We start from the raw sequence: 17,293 nt of genomic DNA, 5'->3' as shown, positions 1-17,293 counted from the left end.
ACTTGTCTACCATTTTCCAATAGTCTATTCTAAATAGAAGGAGTTGTGATAGATGGATAATAATACGAAGTTCAATGGAAAAGCGAAGGTGTATGCAGCATTCCGACCATACTATCCAGAGCAGCTGTTGAATGATTTATTCACCGAGTGTGAGCTAAGTATAAATTCAACAGCAACTGATATTGGGGCAGGAACCGGAATCCTAACAAAACAGCTTTTAGATTTAGGGCTAACCGTGTTTGCTGTTGAACCAAACGAAGACATGCGGCAAGCTGCGACAGGATTACTAAAAGACTACAAAGGCATTACTTTAGTAAATGGAGCGGCAGAAAACACGACATTACCAGAACATAGTGTTGATCTAGTTACAGCGGCTCAAAGCTTTCATTGGTTTAATGAAGAAGAATTTCATAAAGAATGTCAAAGAATACTTAAAAAGGATGGGAAAGTCGCTATAATCGCAAATGAACGGGTGAATGAAGCGTCAGTGAACTTGGAAATTGCTGATGTATACAGACGTTATTGTCCAAATTTTAACGGTTTTTCGAATGGATTGAATGGTTCACAGGAGATTTATGACTCCTTCTTTAATAGAAATTACCATGAAATAGTGTATGATTATCCACTAAAGTATAATAAAGCAACTTTCATTGGCAGACATTTATCATCATCATTTGCCCTGCAGGAAGGGGATAAGCAGTACCCTCTGCTTGTTGAAGCGTTAGCAGCTTTATTTGACAAGTATGGCGAAAACGGACTGTTATCAATACCTAATTTAACAAAATGCAGATACGGCGTTGTTCAGGCAAAATAACAAGCAGAAAGTCAAGAAATTCTCCAAGTCTCTATGAGGGCTTTTTCAATTGCCTTTATTGCTTGATGCTCATCTACACCATCTGCCCAAATCTTAAAGGCTGTGCCAGGTTTAATTTCCAAAGACATGACGTCCATAATCGATGTTGGCGAATTTTTGAGACTAACAGACCGGCCTTTATATTCTAAATGGATGCTGGATTGGAACAAGGAAGCTGTGTTAATTAATAAGCATGTGGGCCGGGCAAATCCTGTGACGGCAATAATGTTGAATCGCATTTCGGTCAATTTTCTAGTTCCTCCGTTAAGTAATAAATTATTATTTTCATTATCGTATATGATGAAAGGAAAGTGATAACCCATTCATCGCAAAAGGTTGCCTATTCCTATCACGACACTTATCGAATCCGTGTAAATCTTTTATAATGTAAGTAGTTAAGTGCAAAGGAGACAGTATGACAGTGCAAACGACAAATCAATTGAGTGAATTAGGCAAACTTGTAGAGCGGTTTACAAAGGAAGAAGGCTTAAATAAAACAGCTGTGCCATCCTTGTTTTTTATTCGGGAATCACAGGTAACAGAGCCAATACATGCAGTCTTTAAGCCATCGATTTGTATTATTCTTCAAGGTGAAAAAGAGGTCCTGCTTGCTCAGGATCGCTTTCAGTATGGACCAGAGGATTATATTGTTTCATCCGTTCATTTACCTGTTATTGGTCAAGTAATCAAGGCTTCTAAAGATGCTCCTTATTTAGCCTTTAAGCTTGAGTTCACACCGAGAGAGATATTTGGCTTGATAAGCGATTCTAACAGCCAATTCGAAAGAAAGAAGAATATGAATAGAGCCATGTATATTAGCAAGGCAGATCATCCTCTGTTAGATGCGGCAACAAGGCTTGGCCAATTGTTGGAAAAGCCAGAGCATATACATGTGCTTGCGCCATTATACAAAAAAGAAATCCTGTATATGGTCTTACAAGGTTCGCATGGAGCCATTCTGCGGCAAATGGCGATAGAAGGCAGCCAAACATATCGAATTAGTGAAGTGATTGACCATATAAAGCTTAATTATGTCAGTGCCTTTCGCATAGAAGATCTTGCAGATAAGGCAAACATGAGTGTGGCAACACTTCATCGTTACTTTAAACAAGTGACAGCAATGAGTCCGATACAATTTCAAAAGAACTTAAGGCTGCAGGAAGCAAGGCGCAGATTACTTGCCGAATCTACCGATGCAGCCGAAGTAGCATTTCAAGTTGGATATGAAAGCCCCTCCCAATTCAGTCGTGAGTATTCGAGGATGTTTGGACTTCCGCCAAAAGAAGATATTAAGCAGTTAAGAGCAAATCCTCTCCAAAGTAAAAATGCATAAGTCATACTAAAAATGTGGGGAATCTTTATTCCACCACATTTTTTTGTATTTGCTTCCCTTTATAGGTAATAATAATTGCCGATAACACTATAATTTGGTATGATAACTAACGAACGGTCGTTAAGTTGATCGAGATAAAAATAATGATTTCATCATTTTAGGGAAGTGAGTTCACATGCAAAAACCAATTAAGGAACAAAAAATGGTATTAATCATTTTATTAAGTAATCTTTTCATCGTATTTTTAGGAATAGGCCTAATCATTCCAGTTATGCCATCATTCATGAATATGATGCATATAACAGGAAGTACGATGGGCTATCTTGTTGCTGTTTTTGCTTTTGCCCAGTTGATTGTGTCTCCGTTTGCAGGCAGATGGGTAGATAGTATCGGCAGAAAGAAGATGATTGTTTTTGGTTTAGTGATATTTGGAATCTCAGAGTTAATTTTCGGTCTGGGAACCAATGTTTCCGTATTATATATATCAAGGATACTAGGCGGAGTCAGTGCTGCCTTCATTATGCCTGCTGTAACAGCATATGTAGCCGATATTACGACAATCCAAGATAGATCAAAAGCGATGGGCTATGTTTCTGCTGCTATCAGCACTGGGTTTATCATTGGACCAGGTGCAGGGGGCTTTATCGCTGATTTTGGAATTCGCGTGCCGTTTTTCTTCGCAGCAGTGATTGCCTTCTTAGCAGCGTTCAGCTCTGTCTTTATCTTAAAAGAGCCATTATCTAAAAGTGAGCTTGCTGAGCTTGCCGCAAATACACAGAAGTCTAATTTCTTTAAAGACTTGAAGAAATCGACACAACCGATTTACTTAATTGCTTTTATTATTGTCTTTGTCCTAGCCTTTGGTTTATCAGCCTATGAAACAGTATTCAGCTTGTTTTCTGATCATAAGTTTGGATTTACACCGAAGGATATTGCCACAATAATTATGATTAGCTCGATATTTGCTGTTATTGTGCAAATTCTTTGGTTCGGTAAATTAGTAAATAAGCTTGGAGAGAAAGCAGTCATCCAGCTTTGCTTAATCATCGGTGCTGTTTTAGCATTTGTATCAACGGTTATGTCTGGATTTATCGCTGTTTTACTTGTCACCTGCTTTATCTTCCTAGCCTTTGATTTACTGCGACCAGCTCTGACGACATTTCTGTCAAAAACTGCCGGTAAACAACAAGGCTTCGTGGCAGGCATGAACTCAACCTACACAAGTTTAGGGACAATTTTTGGACCAGCACTTGGCGGAATATTGTTTGATATAAATATCAATTTTCCATTCCTGTTTGCAGGTGTTGTGATGATTGTTGGCTTGGGTCTTACGATGATATGGAAAGAGAAAGCAGATGGCGTAGTTTACGACGTTTCGAATAATACTGATTAAACCTCCGCTTTTGTAGTGGAGGTTTTTTTTATAATTAGAGAATGTAAAAGGAAAGGGAATTGTGCTTAGTTTTATGTAGTGTACAAATTTAAAGGCCTAAAGGAGCAGCCTTCATTGCTGAAAATGAGACCTGCTCTTTTTTCATGGACTAATATTAGATACACTGTAAAATCCATAGAACTTACTTCCAATCTATTGCCCTTAAATGCAGGAGGATTAAAATGAAAGAAAAGCAAATATAATAAAATGGCAGCGTTTTCTTATTGCTGGTATATAGAAAGGCGGGTAAGATTTAATGAAAAAAACGGCGCATATTATCTCCCACACCCATTGGGACAGGGAATGGTACCTGCCTTTTGAACAGCATCGTTATTATTTCATAAAATTGATGAATAACCTGTTAGAGCAGTTTAAAAAAGAGGGAAATGCTTTTGAATCATTCCATCTTGATGGCCAGACTGTTCTGTTGGAGGATTATTTTGCTGTTCATCCGGAAAACCGGGAGGCTGTTACACAATTAATTACAGAAAGAAAGCTGCATATTGGGCCATGGTATGTTCTCCAGGATGCTTTTTTAACAAGCTCAGAAGCAAATGTCCGTAACCTGCAAATCGGGTTACATGATGTGAAACAGTACGGGCATGTATCAAAACTTGGCTATTTCCCTGACACCTTTGGCATTTATGGGCAAGCACCGCAGCTATTAAAGCAAGCTGGAATTGACACAGCTGCCTTTGGAAGGGGAGTAAAACCAACAGGCTTTAATAATATGGTGTCAGATTCTCCAAACTTTGAATCACCATATTCAGAGATGATTTGGAAATCACCAGATGGCTCTAATGTATTGGGTATATTATTTGCCAATTGGTACTCGAACGGTAATGAAATACCTGTCGATGAAGAGGAAGCAAAAATATACTGGAACCGAAAATTGCAGGATGCCGAAAAGTATGCTTCCACCAATCAGTTATTGTTTATGAATGGATGTGATCATCAGCCGCTCCAGCATACAATTCCACAGGCCATTAATGCTGCAGCATCTCTTTTTCCTGCGTATACCTTTAAGCATTCAAGCTTTGATGAATATATAACGGCCCTAAAAGAAAATCTGCCTGAGCAGCTTCAGGTCATAGAAGGTGAATTACGTAATCAAAGGACAGATGGATGGTCCACTCTTGTTAATACGGCGTCCAGTCGTATTTACTTAAAACAGTGGAATAATCGCTGCCAAACACTGTTGGAAAAGATTGCAGAGCCACTTGCCGTGATGGACTTTTTAGCGGGTGGGAAATACCCAAGGGAATATTTGCGCTTTATGTGGAAATCATTGATGAAAAATCATCCGCATGACAGTATTTGCGGCTGCAGTATTGATGAGGTGCACCGTGAGATGGTGACTAGATTCGAAGCAGTATCGCAAATGGGAGAGGTATTTGTGCAGGAGCATGCAGCAAAGCTTGCTGATAAAGTTGATACCTCAGGCGGACCAGAGGGTGGAATTCCCCTGATTGTTTTGAATACTACAGGATGGGATAAAAACGAAGTTGTTACGAAAACAGTCGATTTAAAGGTAGTGTATTTTTCAGAAATGCATTTTGAACAAATTCCAGCCTATCTAAAAGAGGAAGAAACGTCAGCATACAGACTCGTTGATGAAGCTGGTAATAATATCGAGTGTTTTATGGAGAAACCAGTTGTTGAGTTTGGATATGATTTACCAGATGATAAATTCCGTCAGCCGTATTTTGCCAAGCGAGCAAAGCTGTCCTTTGCTGCGGAGGATATTCCTGCATTCGGATACAAAACCTTCTATCTTATTCCAAGTGAGCAGCCAGAAGTAGTGATGCAGGAACAAGCAGTTAATGACGATATGGAAATGGAAAATGAATATGTTCACATCCTCTTTCACGAAGATGGTACATATAATTTAACAGACAAAGCAACAGGAAATACCTTAACTCAGCTTGGTATTTACGAGGATACTGGCGATGTTGGCAATGAATATATGTTTAAGGAAGCAAGTAACCATCCTCCGATAACAACAAAGGGTGTTCGAGCCGAATTCCGTCTCATGGAACGGACAGCTCTTAGAACAGTGGTTGAATTTACACATACTTTAACAATCCCTGCTTCAGCAGATGTGCAGCTAGAAATGGAAAGAAACAGCTTGATTTGGCATAAGGAAAGGCAAGCAGGCAGATCTTCCGAAACAAAAACCATCATATTAAGGACAACAGTAACGCTTGAAAAGGGAATGAAGGGTCCAATTTTTAAGCTGATAATTGATAATCAAGCAACAGATCATCGTTTACGTGTTCTTTTTCCAACAAAATTGAAAACGGATACACACTACGCTGATAGTATTTTTGAAATTGTATCACGCCCAAATACACATGATCCAGAATGGGAAAATCCAAGTTTTTGTCATCATCAGCAGCGCTTTGCCAGCATTGCCGATAACGAGGTCGGCTTAACCGTGGCAACAGATGGACTTCAGGAATATGAGATTTTACAAGCAGACGGAACAATTGCGGTCACTGTTTTGCGTTCCGTTGCAGAATTAGGTGACTGGGGTTATTTCCCGACACTTGAGGCGCAATGTTTAGGTATTCATTCAGCTGAGTGGCAAGTACTTTTACATGAAAAGGATGTTATAGCCGCTAGTGCATATGTTGATGCGTATCAATATAAGGTTCCTCTTCAGGTTATTCAAACAAATGCACATAAAGGAATATTGCCGAGCGAATATAGATTTGTGAAGTGGGAGTCAGAGGGTCTTGCGTGGACATCGATGAAATTGGCAGAAGATAGTGATGATGTAATGCTTCGGTGGTTTAACCCTGCCGCGTCAAGCGTACAACTTAAAGCATCGTTAGATACTGCTGCCAATTCCTATAAAAGTACGATTATTGAAGAACAAAGCAATCATTCTAGCAATCAATATATTGTTGCTGGCTATGAAATTATAACACTCGGCTTTCGAAAAGGAGAGAGACTATGACAACTGCAATTCCAGAATCATTACAAAAATTAATCCAACATGTAAAAGATTATTTTCCAGAGGATGAAAAGCTGCACAATATGTTCGAACAATGCTTTGTTAATACGTATACAACAACATTAAAAAAGCAGGCAGACGGAAAAACCTTTGTCGTAACAGGAGATATTCCGGCGATGTGGCTAAGAGATTCGGCTGCGCAGGTGCGTCCATACTTGCTTGCAGCTGAAGAGGATGAAGAGCTTGCTGATTTACTCGAGGGTGTCATTCGTCAGCAATTTGCCTTTATCCTGCATGATCCATATGCCAATGCATTTAATGAAAGCGCAAATGGCAGGGGGCACCAAACAGATCATACGGATATGACCCCACATATTTGGGAACGAAAGTACGAAATTGATTCCTTATGTTATCCAATCCAGCTTGCTTACCTATTTTGGAAGTCAACTGGCCGTACGGTGTTTTTAAAGGAAAGCCTCCAGGAAGTGCTCGAAACGGTTATCCGTGTCTGGCGGACTGAGCAGGATCATGAGAATAACTCTGCTTATTTGTTTGAAAGGGCAGATGTACGCCAATCCGATACATTAATTCGTCAAGGGAGAGGTGGCCTTGTCGTTCCAACCGGCATGACTTGGAGTGCTTTCCGACCTAGTGATGATGCCTGCACATATGGCTACCTCGTGCCGGCAAATATGTTCGCTGTAGTTGTGCTAGGATATGCCGCTGAGATATGTGAAGAGGTGCTGCAAAACGCTTCCTTAAAAGAGGAATCCTTAAAACTGCAGGAGGAGATCAAAAAGGGCATTGAGCAATATGCAAAATTGGAGCATCCCATTTATGGAGAAATGTATGTGTATGAAACAGATGGTAAAGGCGGTGTTCATTTAATGGATGATGCCAATGTGCCGAGCTTGCTGGCAGCGCCGTATTTAGGTTTCCAGCCATTTAATGACCCGACGTATCTCAACACAAGAGATTTTCTATTAAGCAGGGATAATCCATATTATTATGAAGGGAAATTTGCCAACGGCATAGGCAGTCCACATACACCAGACCACTATATTTGGCATATAGCCTTGGCTATTCAAGGAATGACTGCGGTTAGTGAAGAAGAGAAACAGCAAATATTAACAGCATTCAAAAACACAGATGGCGGTACCAACTTTATGCATGAAGGCTTTAATGCAGATTGTCCTGAGGAATTTACGAGAGATTGGTTTGCATGGGCCAACACGATGTTCAGCGAATTTGTCCTCAGTTTAACAGGAAAAGCTGTTAAAGGAAGTCCCCTGTATCAACATTTGCAACAAAATACTAGTAAGCAGGCATAGGCTGTTGTTTAGAAAGGGTGGTGCCGAATGAAAAAAGACTCTTGGATGATTGTTGGCTGTGAATGGTTATGGCGGGGTATCTTTGTCAATTTATGCTGGATAGCCTTTACCGCCTTAGGATTAGGGGTTTTAGGGTTTTTCCCTGCTTCTGTTGCCTTATTTACGATAGTCCGGAAATGGCTGAGGAAGGAATCGGATTTCCCTGTATGGAAAACGTTTAAGCAAGTGTATGTGAAGGAGTGGAAGCGAACAAATGGAATAGGCCTTGTTTTTTATAGCATTGGCCTGTTTCTTTATATGGATCTCAGAATTATTGATAGCTTTATGTCCGGCATGCTTGCAAGCTTTCTCACTATCCTAATATCAATAATGCTGCTGTTTTTATTATTGGTTGTGTGCTATTTCTTTGCCGTCTATGTTCATTATGAGCTGTCCAATAAGGAATATATCAAGCAATCGCTTCTGTTCACGCTAACAAGTTTACCATCAACAATAGGAATTGCTGCAGGCCTTTTTGTGATTAGCAGTCTCATAAATCAGATGCCCGGTCTTATCCCGTTTATCTCTGCTGTGGCCCCGGCCTTCTGGATGATGAAGGTTTGTCTCAGCAGATTTGCCTTTTTAGAAAAAAGGCTACAACAGCAGTATTAACCAAAATATCTCTTGTATGAAAAGGAGGAAATCTTGTGGAACTGTTCTTAAAAGGTGACACAGAAAATGTCGCTGCAGGTCTTGAATATATGGCAAAAAGATTAAAGGTGCAGCTGAGTGCTAATGGTTATCCAATTAAGGTGAAGCAGCAGAAGGGACCGTTAAGGGTTGCCAATAAAAGTGGTGTAGGTGAAATTTCGTTTGAAAAGCCTATCCATTTTTTTCGGGCATTAGGATTATGGCTGGAAAACTATCAAAAAAGCAAAGAGTTCGACAAACAAGAGACTCCGCAGTTTACTATGAGCGGTGTCATGCTCGATGCATCGCGAAATGCGGTGCCAACAGTTAACGAGGTGAAAAAGCTGCTGGAGCATATGGCGCTTATTGGTCTAGATACCCTAATGCTTTATACAGAGGATACATATGAGGTGAAGGAGTATCCTTATTTTGGATATATGCGTGGAAGATACACTCATAAGGAGCTCAAGGAGTGTGATCAATATGCGGAGAAGCTTGGCATTGACATGATTCCTTGCATTCAAACACTAGGCCATATGCGGGAGGGCATTAAATGGAACTATGCCTCTGCGATGAAGGATACGGACGATATCCTCCTTGTTGATGAACCGAAAACCTATGAGTTCCTAGAAAACTGTCTTAAGGCTGTATCCGAGCCATTTCGCACGAACCGGATTCATATCGGCATGGATGAGACATTTCAGCTCGGATTAGGGAAATATTTAGAGAAGCATGGCTATGAACACCATATTGATTTAATGACCCGTCATCTCAAGCAGGTTGTGGGGATTACAAATAAGCTTGGTCTAAAGCCAATGATTTGGAGCGATATGTATTTTCCCTTGTTTGCTGATAACAGCCCGTATTTGGATGAGGATGGCAACATACGGAAAGATATTCTAAGGAATATTCCTGATGTGGAATATGTTTATTGGAATTATTACCGCAAGGAACAGGAAGTGTATGAAAAGGATTTTCAAAAGCATAAGCTGCTTGGTACAAAGCCAATCTTTGCCGGAGGGGCATGGACCTGGAACGGACTTGCGCCAAACTACGGCAAGGCGATTGTAACGACAAATGCTGCACTCGCTGCCTGTAAAAAGGAAGGGATTGATGAAATCTTTGTGACATTATGGGGGGATAATGGGGCAGAAACACCGATTTCAACTGCTTATCCGCTACTGCAATTATTTGCCGAGCATACTTACCGTAATGGTGTGACGATGGATGAAGTAGCAGAGCGTTTTGCCTTTTGCGGTGAAGGGAATTTTGAGGATTTTATGCATTTCAAATTATTAGATGAAACACCTGGTGTTATGGAAGATAACTTGAATAGCTCGATGACGTCAAAAGTGCTCCTTTATCAAGATATTTTAATAGGCTTATATGATGAGAATATTCGCGGCTTATCTCTTGGAAAGCATTATCAGCGTGTATGGGAAATGCTCAACAAAGGCAAACAGAAGAATCCGAGCTGGGAAGCTTTATTTAACTTTTATGAACAGCTTGCTGCGGTTTTAGCAGATAAAGCCGAAATTGGAATTCAAGTGAAAGCGGCATATGAGCAGAAAGATTATGAAGAGATGAAAGCACTACTGCTTATTTTGGATAAAATAAGTGCGAATGTTGACCTGTTAAGACAAAAGCATCGCAGTCTTTGGTTTCAGGCAAACAAGCCATTTGGCTGGGAAGTAATGGATGTTCGTTATGGCGGTGTTTTGGCTCGCATCGCTTCCACTAAATTCCGATTGCAGGAGTGGATTAATGGGACGATTTCCTTCATAGACGAGTTAGAGGAGGTACGACTGAAGCATGAAGGACCATGGGAAATGGCTGATGGAATAGTGGGCGGCAATGTTTATCATCGTATTGTCACTGCCGGGAGCTTTTCCATTTAATCTTGTTATGTAGGGGTGAAAAATATGTTTTTAATAGAAAGAAAATTTGAAGAGCGCATAAAGGAATTGGCAGGTTACCGCTATAGAGATTTTACAGATATCACTTCATTTCACATACAGGAGGATAATGGAGAAATAGGTGCTTATCCGCCAACAAGCTATGAAAGTCAAAATACTATGAAAATCGGTGACTATTGGAAAGGACGAGATCGTTATCTTTGGCTTCATGCAGAGATCGATACTCATTTGCCATATGCCGATCAGCAGGTGGCAGGTCTCTTTTCCTTTGGAAAAACTGGCGGCGGTAATAATTCCGGCTTTGAATCCTTGTTATTTGTTAATGGCAAACCTTATCAAGGCGTGGATTCCAATCATGAAGAGGTACTGTTTGATGAAGAAACAGCAAAAGGACCGATCGAATTAGATTTCCGGCTTTGGTCAGGGCTTGAAGGGGGAGGTGTCCCTGTTCAAAATGAATTTAAGCTCGAAAGTGCTGGAATCGGTTGGCTAGATCGCCGTGTAGATAACTTATATTATACACTTTTAGCGGCATTTGAGGTGCTGACAGAAACAAGTGAATCTGACTCGGCTTATACGATTTTAAAAAAATTGATTTCTGATGGCCTTAAGCAAATTAATTGGACAGAGCCAGGCAGCAATGAGTTTTACCAGTCTTGTTATGCGGCAGACGAAAGTGTTACTGAGGCGCTGCAGTCCATCTCTAAAACCTCTGATATCACGATCCATACTGTCGGTCATACCCATATTGATGTGGCATGGCTTTGGCGCCTAAAGAATACGAGGGAGAAATCTGCTCGTTCCTTCTCAACGGTATTGCATTTGATGAAACAGTTCCCTGATTACTTATTCCTGCAAACACAGCCTCAGCTCTATGACTATCTGAAATGCGATTATCCAGATATTTATGCTCAAATCAAAGAAAGAGTTGCAGAGGGCAAATGGGAAGCTGGCGGGGCGATGTGGCTGGAGGCAGATTGTAATATTCCGAGCGGAGAATCACTTGTCCGCCAAATTCTCCACGGCAAAAATTATTTCAAAGAAGAGTTTGGTGTTGACTGTGAATACTTATGGCTGCCAGATGTGTTCGGCTATAGCTGGGCATTGCCGCAGATTTTAATAAAATCGGGTATCAAAACAATGATGACGACGAAAATCAGCTGGAATCAGTATAATCGAATGCCTCATGATACCTTTTATTGGAAAGGGATGGATGGAACGGAAATTTTAACACATTTCATTACTACACCAGAGCCGTGGAATTCTGCCGATTCTTGGTTTTATACGTATAATGGCTTTATAACAGCGAAAACAGTAAGTGGTGCTTGGAAAGGGTACAGAGACAAGGAATTATCGAAGGACTTGCTTCTTTCCTATGGCTACGGTGATGGTGGCGGCGGCGTTAATCGGCATATGCTGGAAATGCGCAGACGCTTTGATAAGCTGCCAGGTATGCCGAATGTGAAAACATCGACAGCAGGAGAATTTTTTGAAAAGCTGCACCAAAATGTTGTGGAATCGGATGGCTATATTCATAAATGGGATGGTGAGCTATACCTGGAATATCATCGTGGTACCTATACGAGCCAGGCATTTATGAAGCAGATGAATCGGAAATTAGAGCTGTCATACAGACGAGCCGAATTCCTGACAGCTTGGCTTTCTGAAAGTGGTCAGTGGTACGGAAGGGAAGAACTTAATGATGGCTGGAAAATCATCTTGCGCAATCAATTTCATGACATTATTCCTGGCTCCTCCATCCATGAAGTGTATGAGGATGCTAGAGAAGAATACAAAGAAGCGCGAGAGATAGTTCAGAATTTGGAAAGCAGTATTATGGAAAAAAATATGGTGAAGAATGACCGCTCTGTTGTGTTAGTTAATGCAGCCGGAAGCTTTGGAAAAAGAAATGTAACAATCCCTTCCATTCCCGGTGTTAAGGAAGGTATTTGGAAAAACAGCAATGGAGACATCTTGCCACAGCAAAAACAAAATAATGGCTGGATGATCGAGGTTAATAACCTGCCATCCTTTGGTGCAATGAACTTATATTTTGAGGAGGAAACAGTTCCGGAGAAAAAATCGAACTTCTCCTATCAAAATCGAAAACTAGAAACACAGTATTATACAGTTGCGTGGAACGAGTATGGTCAAATAACGTCCATGTTTGATAAGGAGGCAAACCGCCAAGTGCTTAGCAGTGGTCAAAAGGGAAATGTGCTGCAAATATTTGAGGATAAGCCGCTCGCCCATGATGCTTGGGATATTGATATCTTTTATCAAGAAAAAATGGAAGAAATCCGTCATTTAGATGTGTTTGAGGTAGTCGAAAATGCTGAACTGTCGTTTGCTATTCATGCGAAGTGGTCCTATCACCATTCTGACATTTCCCAGCGCATCGTTTTTTATCACAATGACCGTCGAATTGATTTCGAAACAACGGTAAATTGGCATGAAAAGCGCAAATTACTGAAAAGTGCATTCCCTGTTGATATTCGTGCAACAGAGGCAACCTATGATATACAATTTGGCAATGTGAAGCGACCAACCCATTGGAATACTAGCTGGGATATGGCTAAATTTGAGACGGTCGGCCATCAGTGGGCAGACCTGTCAGAGCCGGATTATGGGATTAGTCTGCTGAATGATTCTAAATATGGCTATGACATTAAAGAAAATACGATGCGAATTACGTTGCTGAAAGCAGCCATACATCCAGATCCCCATGCAGATCAAGGGACACATTCGTTTGTGTATTCACTTTACCCTCATATTGGTGATTGGCGCGAAGCAAGGACCGTGGAGAAAGCATATGATTTGAACGACCCTGTAAAGGTATTTGCAGGTACAGAGACGAAAGAAGCGTCCTTTTTAGAAGTGGATGCCAATCATGTTTGGATAGATGCAATTAAACCAGCATACGATGGCAACGGAATGATTATTCGTCTGCATGAATACGAAGGGCGAAGAGGCAATGTGACACTAAATGTCTTAAAGAACAATTCGTCTTGGGTTGAAACGGATTTGATGGAGGAACCGATTGGAGAATATGCTGTTACTCCTATTAAGTTTGACATCAAGCCATATGAGATTAAAACCTTTAGAATTTTATAAATGCATAGAAATGGCCGGCATGAGCACAAAAGCCGGCCATTTTTGTGTTATATTGTCTATTTAATGAATAATTTTTTAAAAATTCTTAGATTTTTGCACTTAATCCTAAATTAGTCAACTATCCTTAAAACAATTTTCCCTATAAAATAAGAATATGTAAGTGCTTACATTAATAGCGGGGGGAGGGAAAATATGAAAAGTGTATTAAAAGACCTATATAAAAATCGAATCTGGCTGCTTATGGTTTTACCAGGAACAATTTGGCTGCTGTTATTTTCCTATCTTCCGATGTTCGGGCAAGTGCTGGCTTTTAAAAAGTTCCGAATAGATCCTGATGGCTTTTTTGCAAGCGTCATAAACAGTGAATGGGTTGGCTTTGACAACTTTACCTATCTATTCAGTACTAATGATGCTTGGATTATCACAAGAAATACCATACTCTATAATCTTGTCTTTATTGTATTGGGGTTAGTGACTGCAGTTGCAACAGCGGTCCTGCTCAATGAGTTAATTAATAAAAGGCTGTCAAAGGTCTACCAGACGTCTATTCTGTTTCCTCATTTTATTTCATGGGTTATCGGCAGTTACTTTGTTTTCACGTTTTTGAGTACAGAGCATGGCTTGTTAAATATGATTCTTGGGTGGTTTAATGCTGACCCTGTTTCTTGGTATAACGAGTCGAAATATTGGCCGTTTATTCTGGTCATCATGAGCATTTGGAAGGGTGTGGGGTACGGAAGTATCGTTTACTTAGCCTCCATTGTCGGGATTGACAAAACATATTATGAGGCAGCAATGATAGACGGTGCTTCGAAATGGAAACAGATAAAACATGTTACTTTACCAATGCTTAAGCCGTTAATGATTATCTTAACAATCATGAATATTGGCCGCATTTTCAACTCCGACTTCGGATTGTTTTATCAAGTTCCAAGAGATTCAGGTTCCTTGTATGGGGTAACAAACGTTATTGATACATTTGTTTACCGAGGACTCATGAATTTAGGGGATATCGGGATGAGTACGGCAGCTGGTCTTTATCAATCGGCAGTTGGATTTATCCTCGTTATGATTACTAACTATATTGTGCGTAAAGTAGATGAGGAAAGTGCACTGTTTTAACATTCATTTCTTTATGAAGGGAGGAAAAGTCGCCCTGCGGCTAAATATATGCCAAAACTAGACCAAACAGAATCAACGCTTGAAATAGCCTCCACACAAGGAATAAAAAAGGGAAAGACTAACTTCTCCAAAAAGTTTCGGGATCCGCATGCCCTACATCCGGCAGCTAATGCCGTAATTAGTGTACTGCTTGGAATCCTCGCGTTTTCATGTGTCTTTCCTTTTATATATGTTATTATCATTTCCTTTACAGGAGAGGAAAGCATTGTAAGAAATGGTTTTGAGCTTATTCCAAAGGAATGGAGTATCGATGCATATAGGTATTTATGGGGTATGAAGGAAGCATTATTCCGCTCATATGGTGTTACAATCCTTGTAACCATTTTGGGGACTGTCATCAGTGTATTTATGATAACCTTTTATGCCTATGCAATCTCAAGACCTCAATTTAAATATCGAAGATTCTTCACATTTCTTGCTTTTTTCACGATGCTGTTCAGCGGCGGGCTCGTGCCGACATATATCGTTGTCACACAATTTTTGCATCTAAAGAATTCGATATGGGCTTTGATTTTACCGCTTGCTATGAACGCCTTTTACATTATCATCATGAGAACTTTCTTTCTGAAGTCTGTTTCTGAATCCATTTTAGAATCTGCAAGAATGGATGGGGCAAGTGAATGGAGAATATTCTTTCAAATCATCTTCCCGCTTTCCTTACCGGGAATTGCCACAATAGCCCTGTTTAGTACACTAGGCTATTGGAATGATTGGTTTACAGCATTGCTGTATATAGATAACCCCAATCTCGTTCCGCTCCAGGCTTTACTCATGAAAATAGAGGCAAACCTTGAATTTATGAGAAAAAATATGGATGTTGCCATCCTGCAGAAAAGTTTATTCGATACGATACCGCAAGAATCAGCCAAAATGGCAATGGTAGTAATCGCCACATTGCCAATTGCAGTCTCCTATCCATTTTTCCAAAAGTACTTTATTAGTGGACTGACAATTGGTGGCGTTAAAGAATAATCATAGAAAGAGGGAAAAGCGATGAAGAAGAAGAAATTAGGTCTTATGCTAGCATCCGTTTTGGCAGCTGGAGCAATTCTGTCTGCCTGTAGTAAGGATAGTTCTACAGATGGTAGCGGTGCTGATGGTGACAAGCCATATGAAATCAAATGGTACACGATTGGAACACCACAAAAGGATACCGATAAAGTTTTTGAAGAAGTGAATAAATACACAAAAGAAAAAATCAACGCTACAGTCAAAATGACGCAAATTGACTGGGGTGATTGGGACCAAAAATCACAGGTGATGATTAATTCAGGTGAATCGTTTGATATTATCTTTACAAATGGTACCGCTTACGTTCAGAATGCCCAAAAGGGTGCATTTTTAGCTGTTGATGATCTGTTAGAAAAGGAAGGTAAAGCACTTAAAGACGTAATCAATCCTGATTTGCTGGAAGGAAATAAGGTCGACGGAAAACTTTATGGTATCCCTGCAAACAAAGAGGTTGCCAGACAAGATGTTTATACATTTAACAAACGTCTTGCAGACGAATATGGTTTTGATCTTTCAAAGGTTAAAACATTGCAAGACCTTGAACCAATGCTGAAAACAATCAAAGAAAATGAACCTGGAATCACACCGATGGCAACATTTAAAGCACCATTACGTTATGACTATGTTGTTAATAATGAAATGCCTTTTGCCTTCCCGTTTGAAGGAGACACAGACAAGGTTATTAATCCATTTGATACGGATGATGCGATGCAGCAATATAAAACAATGCGGAAGTACTATCAAGCAGGCTACTTAAAAGAAGATGCAGCTACAAGCAAAGACAGCTGGCCGATGGATGTGGAAAACTGGTTTGTCCGTATGGGCGGTTCCCAGCCGTATGCTGATTTACTGTGGTCACGTTCTGCTAAGTATGAAGTAGTGTCTGTTCCTTCTGAAGAGCCGACAATTATTAATGATTCTGTATCTGGTTCAATTCAGGCAATTTCTGCAACATCAAAAAATCCTGAAAAAGCGATGGAGTTTTTAACACTGCTTAATACAGACCCATATCTTCGCAACCTTGTCGATAAAGGAATTGAAGGAACTCATTACAAAAAGAATGATGACGGCACAATTGAAGATTTGCCGGCACGTATTGACGGATATAACATGCCATCGTATTCTTTAGGAAATCACTTTATCTTAGATTTATATAAAGATGATCCAAAGGATAAATGGGAGAAATTTAAGGAATTTAACGCTTCTGCTGTAAAAGCTCCGTCACTAGGATTTAAGTTTAATAGTGATCCAGTGCGCTCAGAGCTTGCGGCGATTACTAATATTTCACAGGAATTCTACCCAGCATTGGCAACAGGCTCTGTGGACCCAGAAGAATACTTGCCGAAATTCAATGAAAAATTGAAGGAAGCAGGATTGGAAAAGGTACTAACAGAAATTCAAAAGCAATTTGATGACTGGAAAGGCTCACAGCAATAAGGAATATACTTCAAGCTGGATTATTCTTTCCAGCTTGATCTGTATCCACCTATATA

Annotated in this window: 12 protein-coding genes; 11 read left to right on the top strand and 1 reads right to left on the bottom strand. The window is 40.2% G+C overall.

Annotated features, from left to right (window positions below; all coding sequences use genetic code 11):
- The first annotated feature begins 52 nt into the window (after positions 1 to 52).
- Positions 53 to 814 (top strand): class I SAM-dependent methyltransferase, encoded by a 762-nt coding sequence (locus EM808_RS17415; RefSeq protein WP_127739474.1) that lies wholly within the window; start codon positions 53 to 55, stop codon positions 812 to 814.
- A gap of 11 nt (positions 815 to 825) precedes the next feature.
- Here EM808_RS17415 and EM808_RS17410 read toward each other — a convergent pair whose 3' ends face one another.
- Positions 826 to 1,092 (bottom strand): HPr family phosphocarrier protein, encoded by a 267-nt coding sequence (locus EM808_RS17410; protein ID WP_127739580.1) that lies wholly within the window; start codon positions 1,090 to 1,092, stop codon positions 826 to 828.
- A 176-nt stretch (positions 1,093 to 1,268) separates the two neighbouring features.
- On the opposite strand from EM808_RS17410, the gene EM808_RS17405 reads away from it, so the two are divergent.
- The 10 genes from EM808_RS17405 to EM808_RS17360 all read left to right on the top strand — a co-directional run bounded on the left by EM808_RS17405 (position 1,269) and on the right by EM808_RS17360 (position 17,237).
- Positions 1,269 to 2,186: an AraC family transcriptional regulator gene (locus EM808_RS17405; protein ID WP_127739473.1), complete on the top strand. Its 918-nt coding sequence runs from the start codon at positions 1,269 to 1,271 to the stop codon at positions 2,184 to 2,186.
- A 175-nt stretch (positions 2,187 to 2,361) separates the two neighbouring features.
- On the top strand, positions 2,362 to 3,579 hold the full coding sequence (locus EM808_RS17400; RefSeq protein WP_127739472.1) for an MFS transporter: 1,218 nt from the start codon (positions 2,362 to 2,364) through the stop codon (positions 3,577 to 3,579).
- A 295-nt stretch (positions 3,580 to 3,874) separates the two neighbouring features.
- A complete protein-coding gene (locus EM808_RS17395; RefSeq protein WP_127739471.1) occupies positions 3,875 to 6,580 on the top strand; it encodes an alpha-mannosidase in 2,706 nt (901 codons plus the stop codon).
- A complete protein-coding gene (locus EM808_RS17390) occupies positions 6,577 to 7,908 on the top strand; it encodes a glycoside hydrolase family 125 protein (RefSeq protein WP_127739470.1) in 1,332 nt (443 codons plus the stop codon). The genes EM808_RS17395 and EM808_RS17390 overlap by 4 nt, the downstream gene beginning before the upstream one ends.
- 27 nt (positions 7,909 to 7,935) lie before the next feature.
- The gene (locus EM808_RS17385) at positions 7,936 to 8,559 is read left to right on the top strand and encodes a YesL family protein (protein ID WP_127739469.1); all 624 of its coding nucleotides are present in this window, start codon (positions 7,936 to 7,938) and stop codon (positions 8,557 to 8,559) included.
- Between the two features lie 35 nt (positions 8,560 to 8,594).
- Positions 8,595 to 10,475, top strand: a complete 1,881-nt coding sequence (locus EM808_RS17380) for a beta-N-acetylhexosaminidase (protein WP_127739468.1) — start codon at positions 8,595 to 8,597, stop codon at positions 10,473 to 10,475.
- Between the two features lie 24 nt (positions 10,476 to 10,499).
- Positions 10,500 to 13,607, top strand: a complete 3,108-nt coding sequence (locus EM808_RS17375) for an alpha-mannosidase (RefSeq protein ID WP_127739467.1) — start codon at positions 10,500 to 10,502, stop codon at positions 13,605 to 13,607.
- A gap of 192 nt (positions 13,608 to 13,799) precedes the next feature.
- Positions 13,800 to 14,729, top strand: coding sequence for an ABC transporter permease (locus EM808_RS17370; protein ID WP_127739466.1), 930 nt, complete (start codon positions 13,800 to 13,802; stop codon positions 14,727 to 14,729).
- A 48-nt stretch (positions 14,730 to 14,777) separates the two neighbouring features.
- The gene (locus EM808_RS17365) at positions 14,778 to 15,761 is read left to right on the top strand and encodes a carbohydrate ABC transporter permease (RefSeq protein WP_127739465.1); all 984 of its coding nucleotides are present in this window, start codon (positions 14,778 to 14,780) and stop codon (positions 15,759 to 15,761) included.
- Positions 15,762 to 15,782: 21 nt separating this feature from the next.
- Positions 15,783 to 17,237, top strand: coding sequence for an ABC transporter substrate-binding protein (locus EM808_RS17360; RefSeq protein WP_127739464.1), 1,455 nt, complete (start codon positions 15,783 to 15,785; stop codon positions 17,235 to 17,237).
- The last annotated feature ends 56 nt before the right edge of the window (positions 17,238 to 17,293 follow it).

Source organism: Niallia taxi, from assembly GCF_004005475.1.
Classification (GTDB): domain Bacteria; phylum Bacillota; class Bacilli; order Bacillales; family Cytobacillaceae; genus Niallia; species Niallia taxi.
The sequence above is the reverse complement of the archived record's forward strand: the minus strand, read 5'-3'. Positions and strand labels throughout refer to the sequence as shown.